Source organism: Nocardia sp. NPDC047038 (assembly GCF_040644075.1).
Classification (GTDB): domain Bacteria; phylum Actinomycetota; class Actinomycetes; order Mycobacteriales; family Mycobacteriaceae; genus Nocardia; species Nocardia sichangensis.
On the sequence record NZ_JBEYVQ010000035.1, the window covers coordinates 1 to 20,693 of the forward strand.

Annotated in this window: 17 protein-coding genes; 11 read left to right on the forward strand and 6 right to left on the reverse strand. The window is 65.2% G+C overall.

Going from position 1 to position 20,693, the window contains the following annotated elements:
* The 4 genes from ABZ824_RS39130 to ABZ824_RS39145 all read left to right on the forward strand — a co-directional run.
* Positions 1–456, forward strand: a 456-nt coding sequence (locus ABZ824_RS39130; protein ID WP_356969929.1) for an SAM-dependent methyltransferase, incomplete at its 5' end; no start/stop codon positions are given.
* A 119-nt stretch (positions 457–575) separates the two neighbouring features.
* Complete coding sequence (locus tag ABZ824_RS39135) at positions 576–2,192, forward strand: FAD-dependent monooxygenase (protein WP_356969931.1); 1,617 nt, start codon at positions 576–578, stop codon at positions 2,190–2,192.
* A gap of 613 nt (positions 2,193–2,805) precedes the next feature.
* Positions 2,806–3,762: a cytochrome P450 gene (locus ABZ824_RS39140; protein ID WP_356969933.1), complete on the forward strand. Its 957-nt coding sequence runs from the start codon at positions 2,806–2,808 to the stop codon at positions 3,760–3,762.
* Positions 3,763–3,775: 13 nt separating this feature from the next.
* On the forward strand, positions 3,776–4,723 hold the full coding sequence (locus ABZ824_RS39145; RefSeq protein WP_356969935.1) for a hypothetical protein: 948 nt from the start codon (positions 3,776–3,778) through the stop codon (positions 4,721–4,723).
* Between the two features lie 458 nt (positions 4,724–5,181).
* Here ABZ824_RS39145 and ABZ824_RS39150 read toward each other — a convergent pair whose 3' ends face one another.
* The 6 genes from ABZ824_RS39150 to ABZ824_RS39175 form a co-directional block, all read right to left on the reverse strand.
* Complete coding sequence (locus tag ABZ824_RS39150; protein ID WP_356969937.1) at positions 5,182–5,565, reverse strand: hypothetical protein; 384 nt, start codon at positions 5,563–5,565, stop codon at positions 5,182–5,184.
* The gene (locus tag ABZ824_RS39155; RefSeq protein ID WP_356969939.1) at positions 5,562–5,984 is read right to left on the reverse strand and encodes a hypothetical protein; all 423 of its coding nucleotides are present in this window, start codon (positions 5,982–5,984) and stop codon (positions 5,562–5,564) included. Before ABZ824_RS39155 ends, ABZ824_RS39150 begins: the two co-directional genes overlap by 4 nt.
* A gap of 655 nt (positions 5,985–6,639) precedes the next feature.
* The gene (locus tag ABZ824_RS39160; protein ID WP_356969941.1) at positions 6,640–7,170 is read right to left on the reverse strand and encodes a hypothetical protein; all 531 of its coding nucleotides are present in this window, start codon (positions 7,168–7,170) and stop codon (positions 6,640–6,642) included.
* Positions 7,167–7,919 carry a hypothetical protein gene (locus tag ABZ824_RS39165; RefSeq protein ID WP_356969943.1) on the reverse strand — a complete coding sequence of 251 codons (753 nt, stop codon included), beginning with the start codon at positions 7,917–7,919 and terminating at the stop codon, positions 7,167–7,169. The genes ABZ824_RS39160 and ABZ824_RS39165 overlap by 4 nt, the downstream gene beginning before the upstream one ends.
* Positions 7,920–8,678: 759 nt before the next feature.
* Positions 8,679–9,575, reverse strand: a complete 897-nt coding sequence (locus ABZ824_RS39170; protein WP_356969945.1) for an aminoglycoside phosphotransferase family protein — start codon at positions 9,573–9,575, stop codon at positions 8,679–8,681.
* A gap of 4 nt (positions 9,576–9,579) precedes the next feature.
* A complete protein-coding gene (locus ABZ824_RS39175; RefSeq protein ID WP_356969947.1) occupies positions 9,580–11,052 on the reverse strand; it encodes a hypothetical protein in 1,473 nt (490 codons plus the stop codon).
* A gap of 287 nt (positions 11,053–11,339) precedes the next feature.
* Here ABZ824_RS39175 and ABZ824_RS39180 point away from each other — a divergent pair, with 287 nt between their 5' ends.
* From ABZ824_RS39180 to ABZ824_RS39210, 7 genes are all read left to right on the forward strand, one after another.
* Positions 11,340–12,230, forward strand: coding sequence for a helix-turn-helix transcriptional regulator (locus tag ABZ824_RS39180; protein ID WP_356969949.1), 891 nt, complete (start codon positions 11,340–11,342; stop codon positions 12,228–12,230).
* 25 nt (positions 12,231–12,255) lie between these two features.
* Positions 12,256–13,080, forward strand: a complete 825-nt coding sequence (locus ABZ824_RS39185) for an SAM-dependent methyltransferase (protein ID WP_356969951.1) — start codon at positions 12,256–12,258, stop codon at positions 13,078–13,080.
* Between the two features lie 7 nt (positions 13,081–13,087).
* Positions 13,088–13,549: a hypothetical protein gene (locus ABZ824_RS39190; RefSeq protein WP_356969953.1), complete on the forward strand. Its 462-nt coding sequence runs from the start codon at positions 13,088–13,090 to the stop codon at positions 13,547–13,549.
* A 259-nt stretch (positions 13,550–13,808) separates the two neighbouring features.
* Positions 13,809–14,450, forward strand: coding sequence for a TnsA-like heteromeric transposase endonuclease subunit (locus ABZ824_RS39195; RefSeq protein ID WP_356969955.1), 642 nt, complete (start codon positions 13,809–13,811; stop codon positions 14,448–14,450).
* Positions 14,450–16,630 carry a Mu transposase C-terminal domain-containing protein gene (locus ABZ824_RS39200; protein ID WP_356969957.1) on the forward strand — a complete coding sequence of 727 codons (2,181 nt, stop codon included), beginning with the start codon at positions 14,450–14,452 and terminating at the stop codon, positions 16,628–16,630. The genes ABZ824_RS39195 and ABZ824_RS39200 overlap by 1 nt, the downstream gene beginning before the upstream one ends.
* Complete coding sequence (locus ABZ824_RS39205; protein ID WP_356969959.1) at positions 16,627–17,766, forward strand: ATP-binding protein; 1,140 nt, start codon at positions 16,627–16,629, stop codon at positions 17,764–17,766. Before ABZ824_RS39200 ends, ABZ824_RS39205 begins: the two co-directional genes overlap by 4 nt.
* Positions 17,763–20,345 carry a TniQ family protein gene (locus ABZ824_RS39210; RefSeq protein WP_356969961.1) on the forward strand — a complete coding sequence of 861 codons (2,583 nt, stop codon included), beginning with the start codon at positions 17,763–17,765 and terminating at the stop codon, positions 20,343–20,345. Before ABZ824_RS39205 ends, ABZ824_RS39210 begins: the two co-directional genes overlap by 4 nt.
* Positions 20,346–20,693 lie beyond the last annotated feature (348 nt).

A 20,693-nucleotide genomic window follows, 5' to 3' on the forward strand; every position in this document is an offset into this window, starting at 1 on the left:
GCGCTGCTCACTTCCACCACGCCGGAGGGCGTCACCACCTACATCGACGCCGACTACCACGATCCCGAGCGGATCATCACCGACGCCAAGCACGTGCTGAACTTCAACGAGCCCATCGCCGTGATGTTCATGGGCGTGCTCGGCCACGCCAAGACCTACGACGAGCTGCTGCGCATCGTGCGCACCGGGCTGGACGCCGTGCCGTCGGGCAGCTACCTGGTGATGTGGGACGGCACCGACGACAGCAAGGCGTATGTCACCTTGTGCGAGAACTACACCGGCACCGGCGGTGTGCCCTACATCCCGCGGCCTCAGGCTCAGCTGCGTCGTGTGTTCGACGGCCTGCGCCTGGTGGAGCCGGGCTTCGTCTCGATTACGCAGTGGCGCGCGGGTGAGACGGAAGTGGGCGAGATTCGGCCGATCTCGGCCTACGGCGCGGTCGCACGCAAACCGTAGAGCGATTGTCGACCGGCGGGTTATCTGCCGCATCCGAGTAACGAGAATTCGGGGCGAACCGGCCCGTTTTCTCAACATTTCTGTAGCGATCATTGAGGTCTTGTTCAGGAGTAAATTCCATGTCTGCCATTTCTGTGTCGGACTCCCGGGTTGTCGTTGTGGGCGCCGGCGCTGCGGGGTTGATGACCGCTCTGCAGTTGTGGCTGCGGGGCGAGCCTTGTGTGGTGATCGACAAACGGCTCGGTCCCTGGTCTGCTACCCGTGCGATCACGCTGCATTCGTCCACGCGCGAGGATCTCGAAGCGATCGGGCTTGCCGACAGCCTCAGTGCGGCAGGTCTGCCGAGTTACTCGATGGACTACCATTTCAAGGGCGCCAACCGCGGGATTGAATCTCCGCGACTGGTTTTCACACGGCTCAGGCATACGAAGTACCGCGAGGTCCTGAACATTTCTCAGGAGGTCACCGAGCGGATTCTGCGTCAGCGTCTGGAGTCGCTCGGGTGCGAGATTCTGTGGGGCACTGAACTGCGGCACCTCACTTGTGACGAGGGCGGTCGGATCACGGCAACGTTGGGCAAACGCGGCGATGCGGTGGAGGTGATCCGCCCTGAGTTCGTGGTGGGCTGCGATGGGGCGCACAGCACCGTGGGCCGTCAGCTGGGCATCGAGTTCGTCGGCGCGGCATACGACAACGACCTGAGAATGATGGACACCGTGCTGTGGGGGCTGCCGCTTCCCCGCGACCGCCTGCACTACCTGATCTGCGATGAGCGTCTGGTATTCCTGGCCGCATTGCCCGGTGATCCGCAGGTCCCGCTGTTCCGGGTGATCATCGGCGAACTCCGAAGCGGTGGTCACCGCGCCGAGACCACGCCCGCCCTGTTCCAGGCAGCGTTCGACGTGCATTTCAACGGTGCGGTGGTCGTGGGTGAGCCGAAGTCGGCGGTGAGCGATTTCCGGCTCGGGCAGCACATCGCGACCCGCTACAGCAACGACAGCGGCAACATCATCCTGTGCGGCGACGCCGCTCACACCCAAACCATCGCCGGGGGCATGGGCCTGAATCTGGCCCTGCAGGACGCGATCAATCTCGCCGCGAAGCTGGCATTGGTCGTCAAGGGCCTGGCCGATCCCTCGCTGCTGCGTTCGTACGACACCGAACGGTGCCAGGCCGCGATCCAGGCGGGCGAGGTCGCCGGCCGCGTGCACAGCGTGATCATGGACCCTCGCACGCCCCTGGAACAACGCGCCGCGGCAGCGGCGGAGTTGAACGACGAAGCCGTCGGGATGATCTCCGGTCACCGACTCCACTATCGAGCTGTTATCGAGCAGCCCGCGGGGCTCACCGTGCTGGAGGGGTTGACCGCGGGCGAGCGCGCCCCGAACGTCGCCATTACCCGCGAGCAGCGCGTCCATGACCAGATCGGTCACTACTACACGCTGCTGGGTGTCCAGGACGAGCCCGACTCGGCTGCGGCTTGGACGAAACTGGACCGCCAGGTCCACGAGCGTTTCGGAGAACGCGTCCGATTCACCCTCATCACGCCGCCCGGAGTTCGCAGCCGCGCAGCGGTCGCATCCATCATGGCCGAAACCAGACAGTTCCATTCGGTCTACGGTGCCCACGGCCGAAATGCGCTGTGCCTGCTGCGGTCGGACCGTTATGTCGACATGCGCTGCCTACAAGACGAGCAGGACGCGCTTCTCAACAAACTCGGCGCTGTCTTGACCTGACAACGGGAGCCGTGACGCGCCCAACTCGTCGCGCCGACCGCGCGACCATCTCACGCTCACCGAATCTCTCGACCCCTCGTCAGTGCACCCTGCGGCCCAGCGGCCCGAGCGCGGCGGGAGACGCCTGTCCGAGCGACCCGCAACGCCGTTTCGTTCCCTTCCTCTCATCCTCGAATCCTCATGTGGAGTACGACCTCGAATGACAACACCCCCATCACCGACACCCGCGGACCCAACGGCCACCACGACTGGAATGTGCCCGGTCTCGCACGGGTCTCCATTCCCGACCAATGATCCGCGCGTTCCCCTCTACGGTTCGGAGTTCGCCGCCGACCCGCACGGCCTTTACGGCCGCCTCCGTGAGCAATATGGTTCGCTGGCGCCGGTCGAACTGGAGCCGGGAGTACCCGCGACGCTTGTTGTTGGGCACGCGACGGCTGTGAAAATTCTTCACGACACCGATCACTTTGGATCCGACCCCAGCATCTGGCAACAGCACGTGCCGCCGGGATCGGCCGTTCTGGAGATGATGCGACACCTGAGGGCGGCCAGATTCACCGATGGGGACGCCCATAAGCGCCTTCGCCAGTCCTGCGCCGACGCTATCGACGGGGTGAACCTGTTCGATATCCCCGCTCTCGTCGAGGGCAAAGCTGTGGCACTGATCAACGAATTCTGTCAGACCGGCCACGCCGACCTGCTCGAGCAATACGCCTCGAAGCTGGTGCTCGGAGTCCTCAACGAGATCATCGGCTGCCCACCAGAAATCGGTGCCCGCGTCGCCACAGGAATGGCGTTGCGTTTCGACTCCGGCGGAGACGCCGCCCAAGGCGTCGCCATGCTGCGTGATGCGCTCAGCGCGCTGATCACGTTCAAACGCGCCCAGCCGGGCGACGACATCACCTCACGCCTGGCGTGTCACCCGGCCGATCTCGATGACGAGGAGATGTTCGCCCAGCTGGCAAGTCTCTACGGCGCGGGCTTCGAAGCCCAGCGCAACCTGCTGACGAACACCGTATTGCTTACTCTCAACGACCCCCGATTCCACGGCGACCTTCACGGGGGCAGCTTGTCGACGCGTGACGCGCTCGACGAGGTGCTGTTCACCGATCCGCCCATGGCCAACTTCTGCATCAGATACCCGCGCCAGCCGACGCTGATCGACGAGGTGTGGTTGCCGCCGAACCAGCCTGTCCTCATCAGCCTCGCCGGCTGCAACCACGACCCGGCGATCAGCGGTCAAGACCGCACGGGCAATCGGTCGCATCTGGCGTGGGGCGCGGGACCGCACATCTGCCCAGCGAAGTCGGTTGCGTATCTCGTCGTGGAGCATGGGGTCGATCAAGTGCTCGACGCCCTGCCCGAGATGAAACTGGCAGTGCCCGCGACCGAACTGGTCTGGCGGCCAGGGCCTTTTCACCGGGCGCTGTCCGCGCTGCCGGTCACCTTCCCCGCGACACCGCCTCTGGCGACGGGACTGTGGTCGTTCCCCGCGGTGCCGAACATCGCGGGGACGCTGACCGGCGGTCCGGCGCTGAACCGACGCCGCCCTACCTCCCGCCCGGTGTGAAGGGATCCTCGCTGTGGGTGATATCGACGACGACGATTGCTGCGACCCCACCGCCTGGTATTACCACGAACTGTGGCGCGCCGAGACCTACGGTTGGGACAGCCTCGCCAAAAAGCTTCGCGAGGCCGGCCCACCAGCACGCGAGCTCGCGCGCACCCCGGTCATCTTCGAGTCGCCGATCAGCAGCGATCCCGGCAATCTGCTGGCACTACTGAGCGCCGCAGCCTCGAACGATCTCACCCTCGTCGTCACCAGTGACGCCGATAGCCGCGCACTGGGATGCGCCCGTTACGTCCTGGACTCGGTCGGCCGCGACGACGTCCCGGTCGTCGCCCAGGCGCGACCGCCGCAACAACACCACGGGCCGGACAGTGACGGCTCAGCTGCTGCCGCTGTCGAGGATCCCAGTGTGGATGTCCTCGCCGCGGTCCGGAAGGTATGCGCGACCTCTTCTCCCGCTGTGCGCTGGATCGCCACCGGCTCCCCGGCCACACTCGCCAGCGTGCTCCGGCATGACGCGCAGCTGCGCACGCTTCTCGCGGTCACCCTGTGCGACACCGAATTTCTCCACGCCCCTGCTGACGCGGCCGCGGTTGTCGAGTCCGTGGAAGATCTGATGCTCGTACGATCGCAGACGGTGTCGGTTGCGGAGATCACCATGCACGAGGGGCTGTTCGCTGCATGCGGCGTACCGGCCGATCCCGCGCTCGGGCCACTTCTGGACCGCTGGCCCGCCGACCCGGTGTGTTCTGCGCTGCCCATCGCGACGACAGCCGCAGGATTGCTGATGCCGTTCGAATTCACCCAACAGCATGTGATCATCAGCGAGTCCGGACAGATCATCGTCGATCCAGCCAGCGGCTACCGGCGGTGGGTCACCACGGAAATCAGCAATGTAGCCTTCTGGCTCGGAAAGCAATTGGCCCAATTGCCAATTCCACGCGGAAGACCGCGCCCGTGACCGGCGCACACGCACACCTGGCCGCGGGCCACGAACAGCATCAGCATCTACCTCGCAGCTTCGCTACCGCATTCCAACCTCGGGTGTCACGGTCCAGGCGAAGATCAACGATGTGCTTCTACACACTTGGTTCGAACGTGATCCCGACCGCAGCACCGGAACAAGGACGGTGCCAGCCCGTCCGGGGTGACTGGCTCGCCGTAGGCGGTGCAGAACTGCACATAGCGCGTGCGGGCGTGACCGGCTTGGATCACCTGCCGCGTGATCGCCGCCGACACCGCCTCCCACAGCGATGGATTCGCGGCGCGTGCCACCGCCCCTGAGCGCGTCCTCGAACTGACCGATCAGTAGTTCAGGCAGCTCGGCGCGGCGTTCGCACTGGTCACCGCGCTGCAGGCGGCTCGAACAGGCCAGTTGTCACAGTGATCCTTCGTGGTGTTCGGTGTGTGACCAGCGGGTCATCGTGCGGGCATCGACACTCGCGGGATCGGGGTCGGTGGGCGCAGCGTGGCACCGTCGTCGTTGTCGGCGGTGACGATGCGGATGACCGCGGTGCGGGTGGTCAGCAGCTGCCGATCGCCGGGTCGGTGCGTGGCGTCCGGGACGACGATCAGCCAGCAATCGGGTTCTCGGCCGGCGTGCCGGGCAAGAGCGGCGAACGTGCCGCCGTGAGTACCGTGGTCGAGATGCGTCCCTCCCCAGCGGTAACCCCAGGTCGGCGCGCGTTGTGGCATGTGCGCACCGACCCGGGCGAGGTCGCAGGGCTCGGTCAGCAGCGGGAACTGCAGGTAGCCGAGCGCGAGCGGCGCGTCGGGGGTCAACGGATCGTGCTGGCGCCTCACGAAGCGCACCCGGTGACGGACGCGGGAAGGGGAAGGGGAAGGCACACCCGGCCGCTGACGACGCGTGCGACGAGGCAGTCGTAGTCGAACGCCTGCTCCACGAGTGCTTGCGTCGCGCCCGAAGTTGGAAGGAAGTCGTGGTCAGCGGTCAGTTCGTGGGCCCAAACCCAAATGTGACGAGCAAGCAACTCACCCAGACCATGCGGATGGGGGCGAGCATAAGCACAGTTGATCGCGTTGGTGATGAGCAGGTCGTGTACGTAGAGATCAATCCGCGCGGTCACCTCGTCGATCGCGCGGGTCCTGCCGAACTCTTCGAAACCCACTGCCCACCCAGGACCGGCGGCCTTCCGCGCGATCAGTACCTCGGACTGTCCTGACGCCGTGAGCTGCCGCTGATAGGTGTGCAGCAACTCCATTGCGGCGGTGAGGATCTCCGGGTGGGCGTAATCGCTGGGATCGAACGTCGGCGACCGCAGCGCCCGCCACACGGTGCGGGCGCTGGGAATGCTGAGGTACCAGTCAGGTCGGCTGACAATGCGTCTCCCCGCGCCAGCGGCGAAAGCTCGGCAAGGCGCATGTTGTAGGCGCGTTGTGCAGCGCGCACGCCCGTGATGGCGGCTTCGTCATGCGGCTGTCGTGCGTAGACCACCCACTGCTGAGCCATCTCCGACACCAGTCGCCCCAGCTCGACCCCTCCGGCGGGTGCCGCGATGAGCCCGGCGATCTTCGCATCGACCGTTCTTACACACCAGGAGAGTTCCTGGTCGATCACCGCCACACTCGCCCCAGCGGTCTGGGCACGGCGATAGTGGCCGTCAACGATCGACGCCGATAGCTTCGCCACCCAACCGCAGTTGTGGCTACCGGCAACAGCGGCGTCGCGTTGGAGTGCCCGCGCACGTATCCACGCCATCGCACGCGAGCCGAGGGCGAAGGCAGCGCGGAGGCCGGTGCGTTTGTGCTGCGGAGGAAGGCATTGCGCGAAGTGGGTGATCCATTCCTCCGCCTGCGGCAGTTCGGCCAAGCTCGGGACCTACGCGTTCACCGGTTGTGTCGCTCCTGTTCTGGTGGTCATGGTGTACGGGCGCCGCGCCATCCCAGTGGTAGCTGCACGCGGCGGGCATGGATCTCGACCAGCAGATCGGCGTAGCCTTCCCGGACCTCGGCAAGGTGGAACATGGCTTCATGGCGCTGCTGCTCGTCGTCGCTGTGCCGGATGGTCCATATGGCGGCGGCGTAGGTCATGGCGATGTGGCTGATCACTTCGCCGAGGCAATGGGTGTGTCTGCGCGCGCCGTCAGGGCGCGGCAGATGGAACACCGCCCAGGAATTGATCTGCTCAATGGTGTCTGCGATCTCTCTGCGGACGCCCGCGTCATCGAAATCAGCCGGACGTGACCGTGGACTGGCCCATCCGGGCAGCAGCACGGCGTGCAGATCGCCGAGTTCACGTGCCCATCCGATCAACGGCGAGTCGTCCTCGAGGTGCCCGGCGATCGCCGCCAGCAACTGTTCCGGCGACAGCAACGCCGCCGGACCCGAGGGGCCACCGTCTCCGGGCGGCGACATCACCGCCCCGCCCGGCCATATCACGTCCTTCACGATCGGCCACCGGAACGGACGAAGAATGCTCCACTCGGTCGGGCGTATTCGCAAGACAGGGTGCAGCGGGTGCTGGTGTGATCACGGTCGCAGACACGCTCCGCATGCGCGCACAGCGCGGCGACTTTCGCGGTGACGGGATCGTTGCGGAGGCGAGATTCCATCAGTTCGACCACCAACCGGCCATCGTTGTGCTGTAGAAGGCGGATGGTGCCTTGGTGACCGAAGGGGCTGATGCCGGGTTCCCCGGCCGCCTTCGCTGCGGCGTTGGCATCCTCGGCCAACGCCATATACAGCTGGTCCACCGGAGCCATCAGATCCGGCCAGCCCAGCACAGTCAGCTGTTCGACGAAGTCCCATCGCGTCACTGTCGGGATCGCCCCCACGGTCGATTCCGCGAGCAAATGCAAGCCCTTTGGAGGTGTCTGTTCCTGGATCGAGGTGCACGGTTGCTGTTGGTCGGCGCTGTTGCGGGGGGCGGCGGGTGCCAGGTAGTAGATATGCGCCTGCGGCATATACGTCAGCCGCTGGATCACCGCTTTGCCGGACGGTCCGATCCCGGTCAAGTGCTCGCGCGACGGCACGATCAGATGACCGCCACGGCCGCCTTCGATCTCCCCCATCACCTGCCACAGCAATTGTGTGCGAGGTGAACCTGCGTCGAACAAATCCTCCAAGTCCAGGTTCTGAGCCGATGCCGCGGCCTTCAGCCGCGCCATTGTCGCAAGCGCTGGGTCGGCGCGATCCACGTCCTCGATGATCGACCGCAGCATCCGCTCCGGAGCGGTCGGCTCGATGACGACGCGTCCAGGACCGAACGAGAGCGCAGCAGCGTAGTCGTGCATGGAGTGTGACCTCATTGCGCGCGTGTGCGGTCGGCAGAAGTTCTGCTCGCGCGTATCCGAACCACATCAGACTCACTCCCCTATTGATCGTCGAGCAAGGTCGAAAGAAGCGACCCATCTTGCATTCGCGGCCTTGTGCGTATGCCGCCTTCTTCGTACTGCCGCGGCCGCAGGGCCGGCGGAGTCGGAGGTGCAGGCCCGAACGTCACACCGCCACACTCTGGTGTCGCCTGTCGAGACGGCCACCTGTTTGTCGACGGAATGTTTGTGACGTGCAGCCATACCACCGAGTGAATCGTTCGGAGTATCTATCGCACAATGACATTCGCTCGGTCAGATTCGGTCATTCGAACGGACAGATGACCGGACACGCACTGCGGAAATGGCTACCTGTCGGTGACGGAACGGATCCCGAATGACCACAGGAGTCGTCTGCAATTCATCGATCAAGGCACTACAGCTAGCGGCAGCTGACGCAGGAGAACGAGGTGATGACGCCGCTGTGCTGGGAAGGTCGGAAGCCATACCCGTCCGAGGATCAGAGACCATCGTGCCGGCAGCGGGGCCGCCGGCACGGGCGAGCGGCGAACAATCTGCGCGCAGGCAGTTCCGCGCTTCGCTGGATGCTGGCCCGGTCGCCCGCCGAGGTCGATGGGAGCGCCGCTATGTGTAGCGACTCCAGGTTGCATCGACGTCCTCGGCTTGCAAAGTCTTCAGCCGGTGTGCGTGCTGGGCGGCGACGGCAGGACGCTGGCCCAGATCAGGCAGGACGCTGGTGACCATGATGAGTTCTCGTATGCGGGCCAGTACGGGCCAATAGGGCTCGTCGCGGACATCAGCACCGTAGGCCGCGACGAATTGCTGGTAGAAGCCGCGGCGGTTGAACCGCACCGCGCCGACAGCTTGCGGGACGAGATCCCATGCGAGAGGGCCGATACCGGCTTCATCCAGGTCGCACAGCACGACCTTGCCGGATTGTTCCCGCAGCAGATTCCCGGAATGAGGGTCACCATGGATGATTCCCATCCGAAGTTCAGGTTCCCACCGCTTGTATTCGGCTTCGGCTGCCGACCAGGCATCGGCGAGCCAGTCGAGATCCGTGCGGGTGATGGTCTCGTCGGCCTCGGCTAGTTGTTGACGCGCGTTGTCGAACGGGTCCCACACCGGCAGCGTGGCATCCGGTGGAATCTGGTGAAGTTCCCGCAGAGGCGCAGCTAATTCGGCTGGCGTCCACAGCGAACTGTTGTCGAGTTCAGGCCAGAAGGTGACGGTGAAGGGTCCTGGCAGATGTAGTGGCTGGGGCACCTCCAGCAGCGGTGCGATGGGAGCGTCGTGACCGGCCAGTCGACGCGCCACCTCGACGATCCGTCTCCCGCGAATGTCCCCCTCTTCGCCGGTGCCTACCCGCACGATCACTGGGGAGGTCTTCAAGCGGAAGACCGCGTTGACGGTGTACTTGATGAGCTCGGCGTCGGTGGCGTCCAGCTCGATGTGGGCGCACGCTTCAGCCACGGCTGAGTGCAGTTCCGCGGCGCGGCAGGGCGAAAGGTCGGTCGCCAAAACGTCATCCTAGGTTGAGATCGGTCATCAACGAGCGGGGAACTGGACTTGCAGGTATATCGTGCGCCAATTGCCGCACCTGATGGCAGATGTCCTTCACCTCGGGGTGTGACAACCATGGTGCAGCGGCTTCGGTCATTCGCACCAGCCGGTCGACGGCTCGGGCGCTGCGGACTCCCACGGCCATGTCGAGGGCACGAGCGGCCGAATCGATCGCAGTCTGTGGGTCGTTGAGGCGAAAGGCTCCAGTCGCGAGAGTGGTTTGGTCGAACAGCACGCTGCGCGCGGGACGGTCGGGCGCGCCTGCCTGCAAGGAAGTTCGAGCGCCGTCGACCGCGGCCATGGTGTACTGCTCCGCTATCGAGTCCGAACCCACGGTGAGTGCCAGCTCGTTGTAGACGACCGAGCACATCCCGGTGAACTCCCCGGGGGTGTAGAACACCGCTGTCCACGGGTCCACCATTTCACCTACCCTGCTGCTTTCTTCTTCCGCGCGTGACAGCGCGATCTTCATCTGCGCTTCGGCGCCCATCATGGCGTGGGCCCATGCTTCGTTCGCGTAGAGCCGCGCTGATTCACCACAATTGGATGCGTCTTGCGCAGGCAGCTGACCGAGTTGGAACGCGCGCAGCGCAAGGTGCGGTTGTCGCTCGATTAGGCTGATGCGGCCCAGCACGTACAACGTCGAGGCTACAAGGCTGGGGGCCTTCGCCTGCCGCGCGAACACCAGCGCCAGGGTTGTGTACTGGCGAGCCCGGTCCTGGTCGCCGATATCGTGATACGCCCACCCTACGAGTCTGGCGAGGTCGGCAACCGCAACGGTCATCGCCTGTTCGGCCCGTTCGTCGCGGCAGCCGGACAGCAGCCCTACTGCGGATCGCAGCAGCCCTTGTGCCGCGTCGACGACTGCGAAACCGCCGTGTCTTTGATCGAGCTGCCGCAGTGACGCCGTCACAGAACGTATCAACGCAAGATCGGCTTCACCGACCTTGTCGCCGGGTAACGGCCCGCGAACCTGACCGTCGAGCTGAGGCAACCAGGGCGCGAGTAGCTCGGGCGATCCGACTACCGCCGTGGCGAGCGCTTGGAGAAGAGTCAGACCTCCCACGGCTTCCACGGTATCGAGTGACGGACTCGAAAGACATGACATCGCATGGTCATCCCCACTGTCATCCGGGTGGGGAGGGCTGTGCGGATCGGGTGCGCCGATGTCCCGAAGTAGCTTCAGGTAGGCGGCACTGGGAGTGCGCACGTCGCCAGTTTCCCAGCGAGCGACGGTTCGTTCGAGGCAGCCGACGTTGAGGTTGCGTTTTCTGCCCGCGGCGTTGATGAGTTCGGCGAATTCTCTCCGACTGACGTCGAGTTCGTATTTTCGGAAGTCACGAAGGCGAGTGCCCCAGTCGTTCGATTGGGCGCCGGAGGTCCCGGCGGCCGCACCGCCCGGTCGAGCGGTGCGGGTGAGGTCGGCTACGTTCATTGTCGCTCCCCCTGCTCCTAACCGTCATCCATTCAGTTGCCCGCGGACAACCCTCAGTTGCTGGCCTGCCGCCTCGAGTGAGTGCCCGTGGCGAGGAAGTGTCTCTGCTCGCCGTGCCCTGGCTGCCGACAGACGAGGGCTCGTCCTGGACCGTGAGCTCGCGCGCTGGCCAGCGCGTGTCTGTCGCTCGCAGCCAGCTGGCGTGATAACTTCGCATGATAATCTAACCTGATAATCAGGGTTCGGGTGCCGGATCGGAGGAGGCGGACCCGATACGGTGGGGAGCTATGGCTAGGACCGCACGGAAAGTGCTGCTCGGACGCGAGATCGACGCGATGATCCGACGTGCTCGGATGACGCAAGCCGACGCAGGCAAGCTGATCGGAGTGAGCCAGTCACGGATCGCGTCGGTCATCGCTGGAACCGGGAATCTCACGCCCGACGCCATCAAGAGGCTGGCTCACGGCCTCGGCGTGACAGATCCGGACTATATCGGCATCCTCCTCGAACTCCATCGCGACAATCACAAGCGTGGGTTCTGGAACACCGGACACAGGCGCGCATACATCGACGAACTGCGCTTGCTGGTAGATCTCGAGAATCAGGCCGATCGACTGCGGGAAACGGCCGCTGAGATTGTTCCCGGCCTGCTACAGCATCCCAACTACATCCGTGCCTTGCACGAGCATCTGCAACTCGACACCACCGATCCAGACGCGGTGACAGTCGATGACTACGTGCAGGCCCGACTGGCAAGACAACAGAATTTGACCAGGTCACGCCCGCCCGAGTTCCACGCGATCTTGTCCGAATCGTGTCTGCGCCGCAGCTACGGCTCGGATGCAGTGATGCTCGAACAGGTCGATCACCTGATCGGGTTGTCGCGCCGACCGAACATCATCTTGCAGGTCATGCCGTTCACCCACCAGGCACCTGGCGCAGGCATGGAAGACCGCTACACCCTTATCCGAGTGCCCTCCCCTGGAGCGGCAGGCGACCTCGAAATGGCCGTCATCGAGGCACAAGGCGAAATCCGCTACATCGATGACAAACCCGCCATCGCGATCCGGGAGAAAATCTTCGCCCGGCTCTCGGTCACCGCACTCAGTGAAGCGGACTCCCGGCAGTTCATGGAACACATCGCACGGAGTCTGCGCGGTCGACCAACCATCCCCTGACGTTGCACCACTCGAAGGGAAACCTGTGGCCTCCGAGCACTTCCAACCCCGCGGGCTCGACACCCGCAAGCCGAGCGCGGCACGCGTCTACCATCACATGCTCACCGGAGAAGTGATCTTCGAAAGCGACCGCACATTCTTCGAGCGGCTCTACACCCAGATACCCTTCTACCCCGTCTGGGCCCGCCACAATCGCGCCTTCCTCACCCGCGCCGTTCAGCACATGGTCGCAGCAGGTGTCCGCCAGTTCCTGGATATCGGCTCAGGGCTTCCGACCGGCGGCAACACCCACGAAGTGGCGCGTCAGGCCGCAGGTGATGCGCGGGTCGTCTACGTCGACAACGACGAGGAAGCCATCACGCGCGCGCACGACCTTCTGACACAGCAGGCGGTGCTCGACAGCACCGCGATAGTCGCAGGCGACCTCCGGGACCCTGTCGGCATCCTCGAACACCCCGACACCGTCCGGCTGCTCGACTACTCCGAACCAGTGGGCGTGCTGCTGGTATCGGTGCTGCCATGGGTGCCCGACTCCGATCGCCCGGCCGAGTTGGTCTCGCAACTGCGTGACGCCCTCGCTCCAGGCAGCTACATCGCTATGACACACGTCTCCCTCGAGGACGCAGCCCCAGAGACCAAGCACCGAGTTGCCTCTGCAGCCGCACTTTTCGTCGACGCCCTCGATCCGGTCACCCTTCGTACCCGCGAGCAGTTCGAAGACTTCTTCGGCGGATGGTCCCTGGTCGAACCCGGGATCACCTACGCCACCGACTGGCGCCCCGACCACCCCGTCGACAGCGACGACCCCGCTCGCCTGTGCAACTTCGCTGCACTGGGCTACCTGCAGTAATCGATCGATGACGACCCTGCCGCCGGACCAACGCCTGGCCGCAGAAGTCAGAAAGGAAACCGACATGTTGCCGACCCTCACCGCAGGTCAATTCCGCAAAGCGACCGCCAGTTCGCCACAGCAGGCGTGCGTGATGGTCAGCCGTGACGAGAAATGGACGGTGGTGTGGGACGACAAACTTGCAGATCCCCACAGCACCACCGATGCGCTCGTTCCGCAAGATCAGTGCCTCTATTTCCACCACCACGAGTTCGATGCCTTCCAAGAAGGCATCCGGTCCGGCAACCCGATCGGCCACTGCTTGCAAATGACCCTCCGCAACGACGGCACCTACATCTTCAGCGCGGCCACCGCCGATCAATCCGCGAGCGCACCGGAACTCCACTTCGACCTAGCAGAATACGAGGCCTTCCTGACAGGGATCTGCAAGCACGAGTTCGACCTCGATAGATTCAAAAACGCCGCATGATGTAGATGTAGGGTCTCAGAACTCGTGTCGGAATCTCAGAATGAGAGTCGGTGACGTGGCGGATCCGTCATAGTTTTGAGATTCCGCTCCTGTAGCGGGTTGTTTGGTGGATGATCTTCGCCAGTTGGCTTCCGCAGCAGGAGGTTTCGAGTTGGCGAGGGTGAGTGTGCCGGGGTCTCGGCGGTTGGTCGGCGTCGATGCTGTCGAGGTCGCTTTTCGGCGTGCCGATGGTTGCGAGCAAGTCCAGCCGTTGGGGGCTGTGAGGGCTGAGGTGTTGAGCGGGGCGGCTCCGTGGCGGAGGTTCCGCTGGTATCACGGCCAGAAGCACTATTCAGGGTCGTATTGGTCGGCGACCGAGTCCGGTCATGTCATCTACGAGTCGCGGCTTGAGCTGGCCCGGCTGTTGTTCGCCGATTTCGATCGCTCGGTGTGGCGGATCGTGGCGCAGCCGTTTGTGCTGCGGGTGGAGATCGGTGGCAAGGTTCGCCGCCACGTCCCGGACTTCTTGTTGCTCACCGGATCCGGGGCGGTGGTGGTCGATGTGAAACCTGCCGTACGGTTACAGGATCCGAAGGTCGCGTTCACGTTCGGGTGGACCGAGCAGGTGGTGGCGGAGCGTGGCTGGCGATACGAGGTCTGGAGCGAACCGGAGCCGGTTGAGCTGGGCAATGTCCGATTCCTCGCGGGCTACCGGCGGGCCTGGTTGTTCGAGCCGGAGGTCCTCGATGCGGTACGGGGCTCGGTAACCAGCGGCATGACTGTCGCCGAGGCACTCGCTTCGATGTCGAAGTTTCCGCAAGCGATGGTCCGAGCAGGACTATTGCATCTGTTGTGGCGGCAGGAGTTCATGGTGGACATGTCCACGCGGCTCAGGTGGGCAAGCGCTCTGCAGGCGGCGTGATGACGAGGGCAGCAACTCGGTTCGGTGTCGGTACTCGGTTGATCTATGACGGCGAGGCCGTCGAGATCGTGGAGATGATTTTCACGCCCGTCGGCAATGAGGTTGTCTTGCGGTCGCAGTCGGGCGAGCTGTCGGTTCGCCGTGTCTCGGTGCGGGAGTTGCTCACCTGCGAGGGTGTCCGGGTGGTCCCGGTCGAGGATGGCCCTGCAGGCACCGATGACGAGGCGTTGGCAAGCGCTGTTCTGGACAACTTGAGCGAAGCGGAACGTCATCGGTTGCTCGAGCGTGCCGCGCATGTCCGGGAAGTGCTGACCGGCTACAAGTCCGGCGCCGCCGAGCTGGCCGCCGCAGAAGAACCACGCGCCGAATACGATCCGGTGCTGCCGACGACCACCCGGTACGAGGCGAAAGCAATCGAGCTGGGAGTCAGTGTCCGGACGGTAGAGCGCTGGGTCGCCGACTATCGCAAGGCCGGGGAGGCGGGTCTGGTGGAGAGCAGGTCCACGGGCCGGAATTCGTTCGGTAGCAATGATTCACGCTGGTCGGAGACAGCGTTGGAGGTGATGGCCGAGCACACCGATCAGTCCCGGCCGTCGCGGACGTTGGTGATCGAGCGGACCAACGCGCGGGTGACCGCGAGGTTCGGTGCGGGTGTGGTGGAGTTGCCGTCGCGGGCGACGGCGTTCCGGATTCTCGAGCAGCTGGAGCGCCGTCATCCGTTGTTCCGGTTGAGCACCAAACGGAACCGGGATATCGCGGGGCGGCCGGACGGGGTTTATGGGAAGTTGCGCCCGACGCGGCCGGGTGAGTATCTGCTGATGGATACCACGCGTTTGGATGTGTTCGCACTGGATCCGGTGACTCTGCGGTGGATGCAGGCCGAGCTGACGGTGTCGATGGATTGGTACTCGCGCTGCATTTGCGGGATCCGGATCACCCCGGTGTCGACGAAGTCGGTGGACGCGGCGGCGACGCTGTTCCAGGCGTTCCGGCCCCGGCCGGCCGGGGCGGATTGGCCGCGGCATGCGGTCTGGCCCGAGCACGGTATTCCGCGGTCGGTGCTGGTCGATGTCGACGCGATCGAGGGGCCGATGCGTGGGGCGGCGAATCCGGCGGTGGTGCCGGAGACGATCGTGATCGATCACGGCAAGATCTATGTTTCCGAGCATCTGACCAGCGTGTGTCAGCGGATGGGCATCTCGATCCAACCGGCGAGGCTGCGAACGGGTCGTGACAAGGGCCCGGTCGAGCGGTTTTTCCGGACTCTGCGAGAGGATCTGCTGCAGGCGCTGCCCGGTTACAAGGGTCCCGATGTTCATTCCCGCGGGCTGGATCCGCAGGCAGAGGCGTTCTTCTATCTGGATGAGTTGGAGGCGATCATCCGGGAGTGGGTGGCGGCGGTTTACCACTGCCGTCCCCATGACAGCCTCGTCGACCCGCACGTCGAGGGGTTGCGGTTCTCACCTGCGGCGATGTTCGAACACGGCATGGCTCGGGCCGGCTACATCGAGGTGCCGCGGGATCCGGATCTTGCTTATGAGTTCCTCAAAGTCGAATGGCGCACCATCCAGCACTATGGCGTCGAGTTCGGCGGGCGCCGCTACAACGGTGAGATCCTCGACGGGCTGCGCGGCAAGCTCAGCGGCTACACCGGAGCCAAGGCCAAACGCCGTTGGCCGATCCACTACGACCCCGACGACATCACCCGCGCCTGGTTCCGTCACCCCGACATCGGGTGGGGGCCGCTGCGCTGGGAACACGCCCCTACCGCGGATATGCCGTTCAGCGAGGACGCCCTCACGTTCGCCCGCAAGCTGGCCGCAGCGAAATACACCTACCCTGACGATCGGCTCGCTGTCGCCGACCTGCTGGAGCGCTGGAATCTCGGCTTGGGTTCGTCGGCGCTCGAGCGTCGCATGGCTTTGCGGCTGTCGCGCGAAGCCGCCACCTTCGACGACACATCCGCCGAGGACGAGGTGAACGCCCTGCCGTCGGTGGCGAAGATCCTGGCGCTGACCGCCGCAACCGCGGCGGCGCAGGACACCGAGCCCGCGCCGGCACCGGAGCCGGAACCCGAAGGTGGTGACGACGACGACGATTCCGATGACGAATTCGACGACAGCAGTATCGATTTCGAAGATGATGACGACTTCTACGCCGACGCCTTGGAGGACGTGTGAGCTCCCGGCGCCGCACCGAGAAGCCCTCAGCGCCGAAACGATCGGCGCCGCGGCTGGACAATCTCACTCTGTCGCGCAAGGAAGGCTGGGGCCGGTTCTGTGACACCCCGGCCCGGATCGCGCCGGAGCCGTTGACGCGCCGGCAGTTGGAAGCGTTGAGCGAGGACGCATTGGCCCTCCACAACCGGGATCGCCGCGAATGGCACGCCAACCTCGGACCGTTGATGACACCGCAGATGGAGGCGTTGCACGAGGACTTGTGGGACATCGTGGACAGCAACTGCCAAGACGGCGACAAGGCCAAAGGCGCGGTCGCGGTCGACGCCTTCCCGGGCCTGGGAAAGACCACCGCGGTGCTGGCGTTCGCCAAGAAATACCATCGTCGCGAGATCGCCGTGCTCGGTGCGCAGGCCGACGACGGGCATGAACGCTGGCCGGTCTGCCGGGTCGGTTTGACCGGCAACACCGGTATGCGTGAATTGAACCGGGCGATGCTGGAGTTCTACGGCCACCCGGGGGTGAAACGCGGTACTACCGCCGAGTTCGCCCACCGCGCCCTGGACTGCGTATTGTCCTGCAACACAACCATTATCATCGTCGACGACCTGCATTTTCTGCGTTGGAACCACCGCAGTGGCGTCGAGATCAGCAACCACTTCAAATACATCGCGAACGAGTTCCCGGTCACCCTGGTATTCGTCGGGGTCGGCTTGGCCGCGCAAGGTTTGTTCTGCGAGGGCACCGACTATCACGACGCGGTGCTCGCCCAGACAGGGCGGCGCACCACACCGCTGGACATGCCCGGGTTCACCGTCGACACCGAGACCAGCCGCAGACAGTGGCGCAAACTACTGCTCGCCGTCGAGCAACGCGTCGTGCTGGCCGACAAGCATCCCGGCATGATCGCCGACGACTTGTCGGACTACCTGTTCGCCCGGTCCACCGGTCACATCGGATCGTTGATGACCCTGATCAACCGCGGTTGTCAAAGAGCGGTCCGCACCGGCGCCGAGAAGCTCGATATCGCACTGCTCGACCAGGTCAAAAACGACGCGGCCGCCGAGAAAGCCCGCCAGGAGATCGAAACCGCGATCGCGGCCCGCAAGATCACCACCCGGCTGCGCAAAACCGGGTGAGCGCCCGGACCCTGCCGATCCGGGTGGCGCCGCTGCCCGGCGAAGCGATCGACTCCTGGCTCGAAGCCCTCGCCGCCCGCCACCGCGCCGGCTGGCAAGACATGCTCGACGCCGTCGGGCTCACCCAGCCCCGATCCACGGTGACCGGCTGGATCGCCCGCCCGACCCCGCACGAGGTGAGAACACTGGCCGCCGCGACCGCCTGCGACCCGGCCGCCATCGCGGCGGCAACGCTGGACCGCTACCACGGCGCCGCGTTGCGGATCGACCCCGTCACCCGCAAGCTGAGCGCCTTTCCCTGGAGTCCGGTCAGCTCCTCGCGGTTCTGCCCGCCGTGTCTTGCCGAGACCGGTGGCCGCTGGCAGCTGCGTTGGCGGCTGGCCTGGTCGTTCGCCTGCCTGCGCCACCGTCGGCTGCTCGCCGACACCTGCCCGGTCTGCCGGCATCGCCAACGCCGCCTGCCCCTGCCTGGTCTCGCCGTCCCCGCACCCGGTTGTTGCGCCAGCCCACTGCCCGGCTCGACCGGCATAGCACCCGCCCGTTGCGGCGCCGACTTGACCCACGCGGAAACCTGGCGGCTCGATGACGACCATCCAGCCCTGCAAGCCCAGCACCGCATCGACGACATCATCGACACCGGCGCCGCCGCGTTCGGCGTCTACGCCGCCGCACCCATGCCGGGCGAAGCAGCACTGACCGATGTCAAGATCATCGTCGACCGGGTCCTCGCCTACGCCACCACGGCATCGCTGGCCAGGGTGATCCCGCCGGATCTGCTCGACGCGCACGCCCAGGTCACCGATCGAGCCGACACCCACAGGCCCGGAAGGGCCCTACCAGCCGCACCGACGGCAGCGGTCGCTGTCACCGCAGGCCTCGCCGCTCTGGGCGCACCCGACGCCCACCGCGGCGGTGACGCCCTGCGATGGCTGATCACCGAAACACGCGACTACCGGGGCAAGACCAACTCCACCACCAAAACCAACGCCTCGACCCTCCGACGAACCGATGCCAGCCCCGCATTGGATGCGATCCAACTGGCCGCCCTCTCCCCATCGATGAGCGCCACCGACCAACTGCGCTACCGAATTGCCGATCCATTTCCCCGGCGGCCGGGCAGCCGACCGGACCGAATCGGCACGCTTGCCCGCAGCCTCCCGACGATGCTGTGGCCCGCATGGTCACTACGGCTGGCCCTACCGCGCCCCCAGCAACGCCAACTGCGGCCCGCGCTCTCGGTCGCACTGCTGCTCACCGGCACCGTGCTGCCGATCGCCGACGCGGCCGAGATCCTCGGCGGCTACACCGACAACTACCGGGTCTCCCGGGCGTTGAACCTGCTCGCCGACTGCGAACACTGGGACGATGCCCGGCACGCACTGACCCTCATGAGCGACTACCTCGCCGAGGCCGGCACACCCATCGACTACCAGCGCCGCCGCGGCCTCGACTACACCGGACTGCTGCCTGAGCACACCTGGCAGCGGATCTGCCGCGACCTCGGCGCCGACAACCTCAATAGCGCCACCGGCAAACGAGCCCGCTGCTACCTGTTCGAACGCCTCAGCGGCCTACCCACCGACGCCAGCCCCGCAGCCGTCAACGACAACCACTTCCACACCCGCACAGCAGATTTCGTGCGCCGCCTCACCCCGCGACTGGCCCATGCCCTCAACGATCACGCCCGTGAATTCCTCACCACCCATGGCATCGACGAACCACCGGCCTGGCAGCCACCCACCGAGCTGTTGCACGGCCTGTCACTACCCGAACCCGATCCTGCAAACATCGACATCGACCGCCTGCACCGCCTGATTCGCGACGAGGACCCCACTCCCGGCAAGGCAGCCCAAGTCCTGAACACCACGCCCGACACCATCCGGCATCTACTGGAAATCCACCCCGCCCCACCATCGCGGGAAGCCACCACGACCACATCCGCCTACCTCACCGCGAAGGCAGCCCTTCCCCCCGACGCCCTCACCGATCTCTACCTCCGCCAACGAATCAGCACCGCCGCGATCGCCAAGCGAGTCGGCGTCCACGCCGCCGTGATCATCCGCCTGGCCCGCGACTACCAGATCCCGGTCCGCGAACCCGGCCGGCAACCGACCACCAGCGTCGACCGCGACTGGCTCCACCAGCAATACACAATCCAGGGCCGCACCCTGACCGAACTCGCACAAGAAGCTGGCGTGAGCTGGGCCACCCTGGCCCGCTGGGCCCAGCGCTACCACATTCCCCTGCGCCGACACGGCGCCACCCTCGCCCGCAAAACCACCTGCACCGCCGCCGAACTCGCGGACGCACCAGCCCTGCTGCAACCAGCACTGGCCCAAATCGACGGACTCGGCCGACTCAACGACTTCGCCACCACTAGCCGCCACCGGACCCTGAGCTCAGCCGCCGCCGACCTCGGCACCAACGCCACAGTCCTTCAAAACAGAATCCAGGAACTCGAATACGACCTGGGCGGCGTCCTGCTCAACCGCGCCCACGCCCGACGACCCATGACACTCACCCCACTCGGCCAAGCAGTCCTCGACGCCATCCAGACCTGGCCGCAACCCCACCGTTAATGGGAGTCAGTGAGTTCTGGCCCTGGAGTCGGTCGTGTGGTGAAGTCCAGTCTCGCCACGTCTTCGGCAAACGTCGCCGCATGTTCGAGGACGTCTTCGGCGAGGTCGTCCAGCATCTTGGCGTAGCGCAAAAGCACAGTCGGCTCGCCCTGAAGCTTTGGTTCGGCTTCGATCTGCAGCGACGTCGAACCGTTGGATGGCGCGCCCAATGCATGACCGGTGTCAACCGTTTCCGTGACAAACCTTGCAACTGCGTGTCGACGTTCACGTAATTCCCGGTGCCCGCGCTCGCGGAATTCCGCAGGTGGTGGGTCCTGGTTGATGTTCTACCCGATGGCCTCCTTCGGT

Excerpts from the sequence above, each read along its gene's own strand:
- ABZ824_RS39135 (WP_356969931.1), top strand. The coding sequence starts at position 576 with ATGTCTGCCATTTCTGTGTCGGACTCCCGGGTTGTCGTTGTGGGCGCC.
- ABZ824_RS39155 (WP_356969939.1), bottom strand. The coding sequence starts at position 5,984 with ATGGAGTTGCTGCACACCTATCAGCGGCAGCTCACGGCGTCAGGACAG.
- ABZ824_RS39175 (WP_356969947.1), bottom strand. The coding sequence starts at position 11,052 with ATGAACGTAGCCGACCTCACCCGCACCGCTCGACCGGGCGGTGCGGCC.
- ABZ824_RS39180 (WP_356969949.1), top strand. The coding sequence starts at position 11,340 with ATGGCTAGGACCGCACGGAAAGTGCTGCTCGGACGCGAGATCGACGCG.
- ABZ824_RS39190 (WP_356969953.1), top strand. The coding sequence starts at position 13,088 with ATGACGACCCTGCCGCCGGACCAACGCCTGGCCGCAGAAGTCAGAAAG.
- ABZ824_RS39200 (WP_356969957.1), top strand. The coding sequence starts at position 14,450 with ATGACGAGGGCAGCAACTCGGTTCGGTGTCGGTACTCGGTTGATCTAT.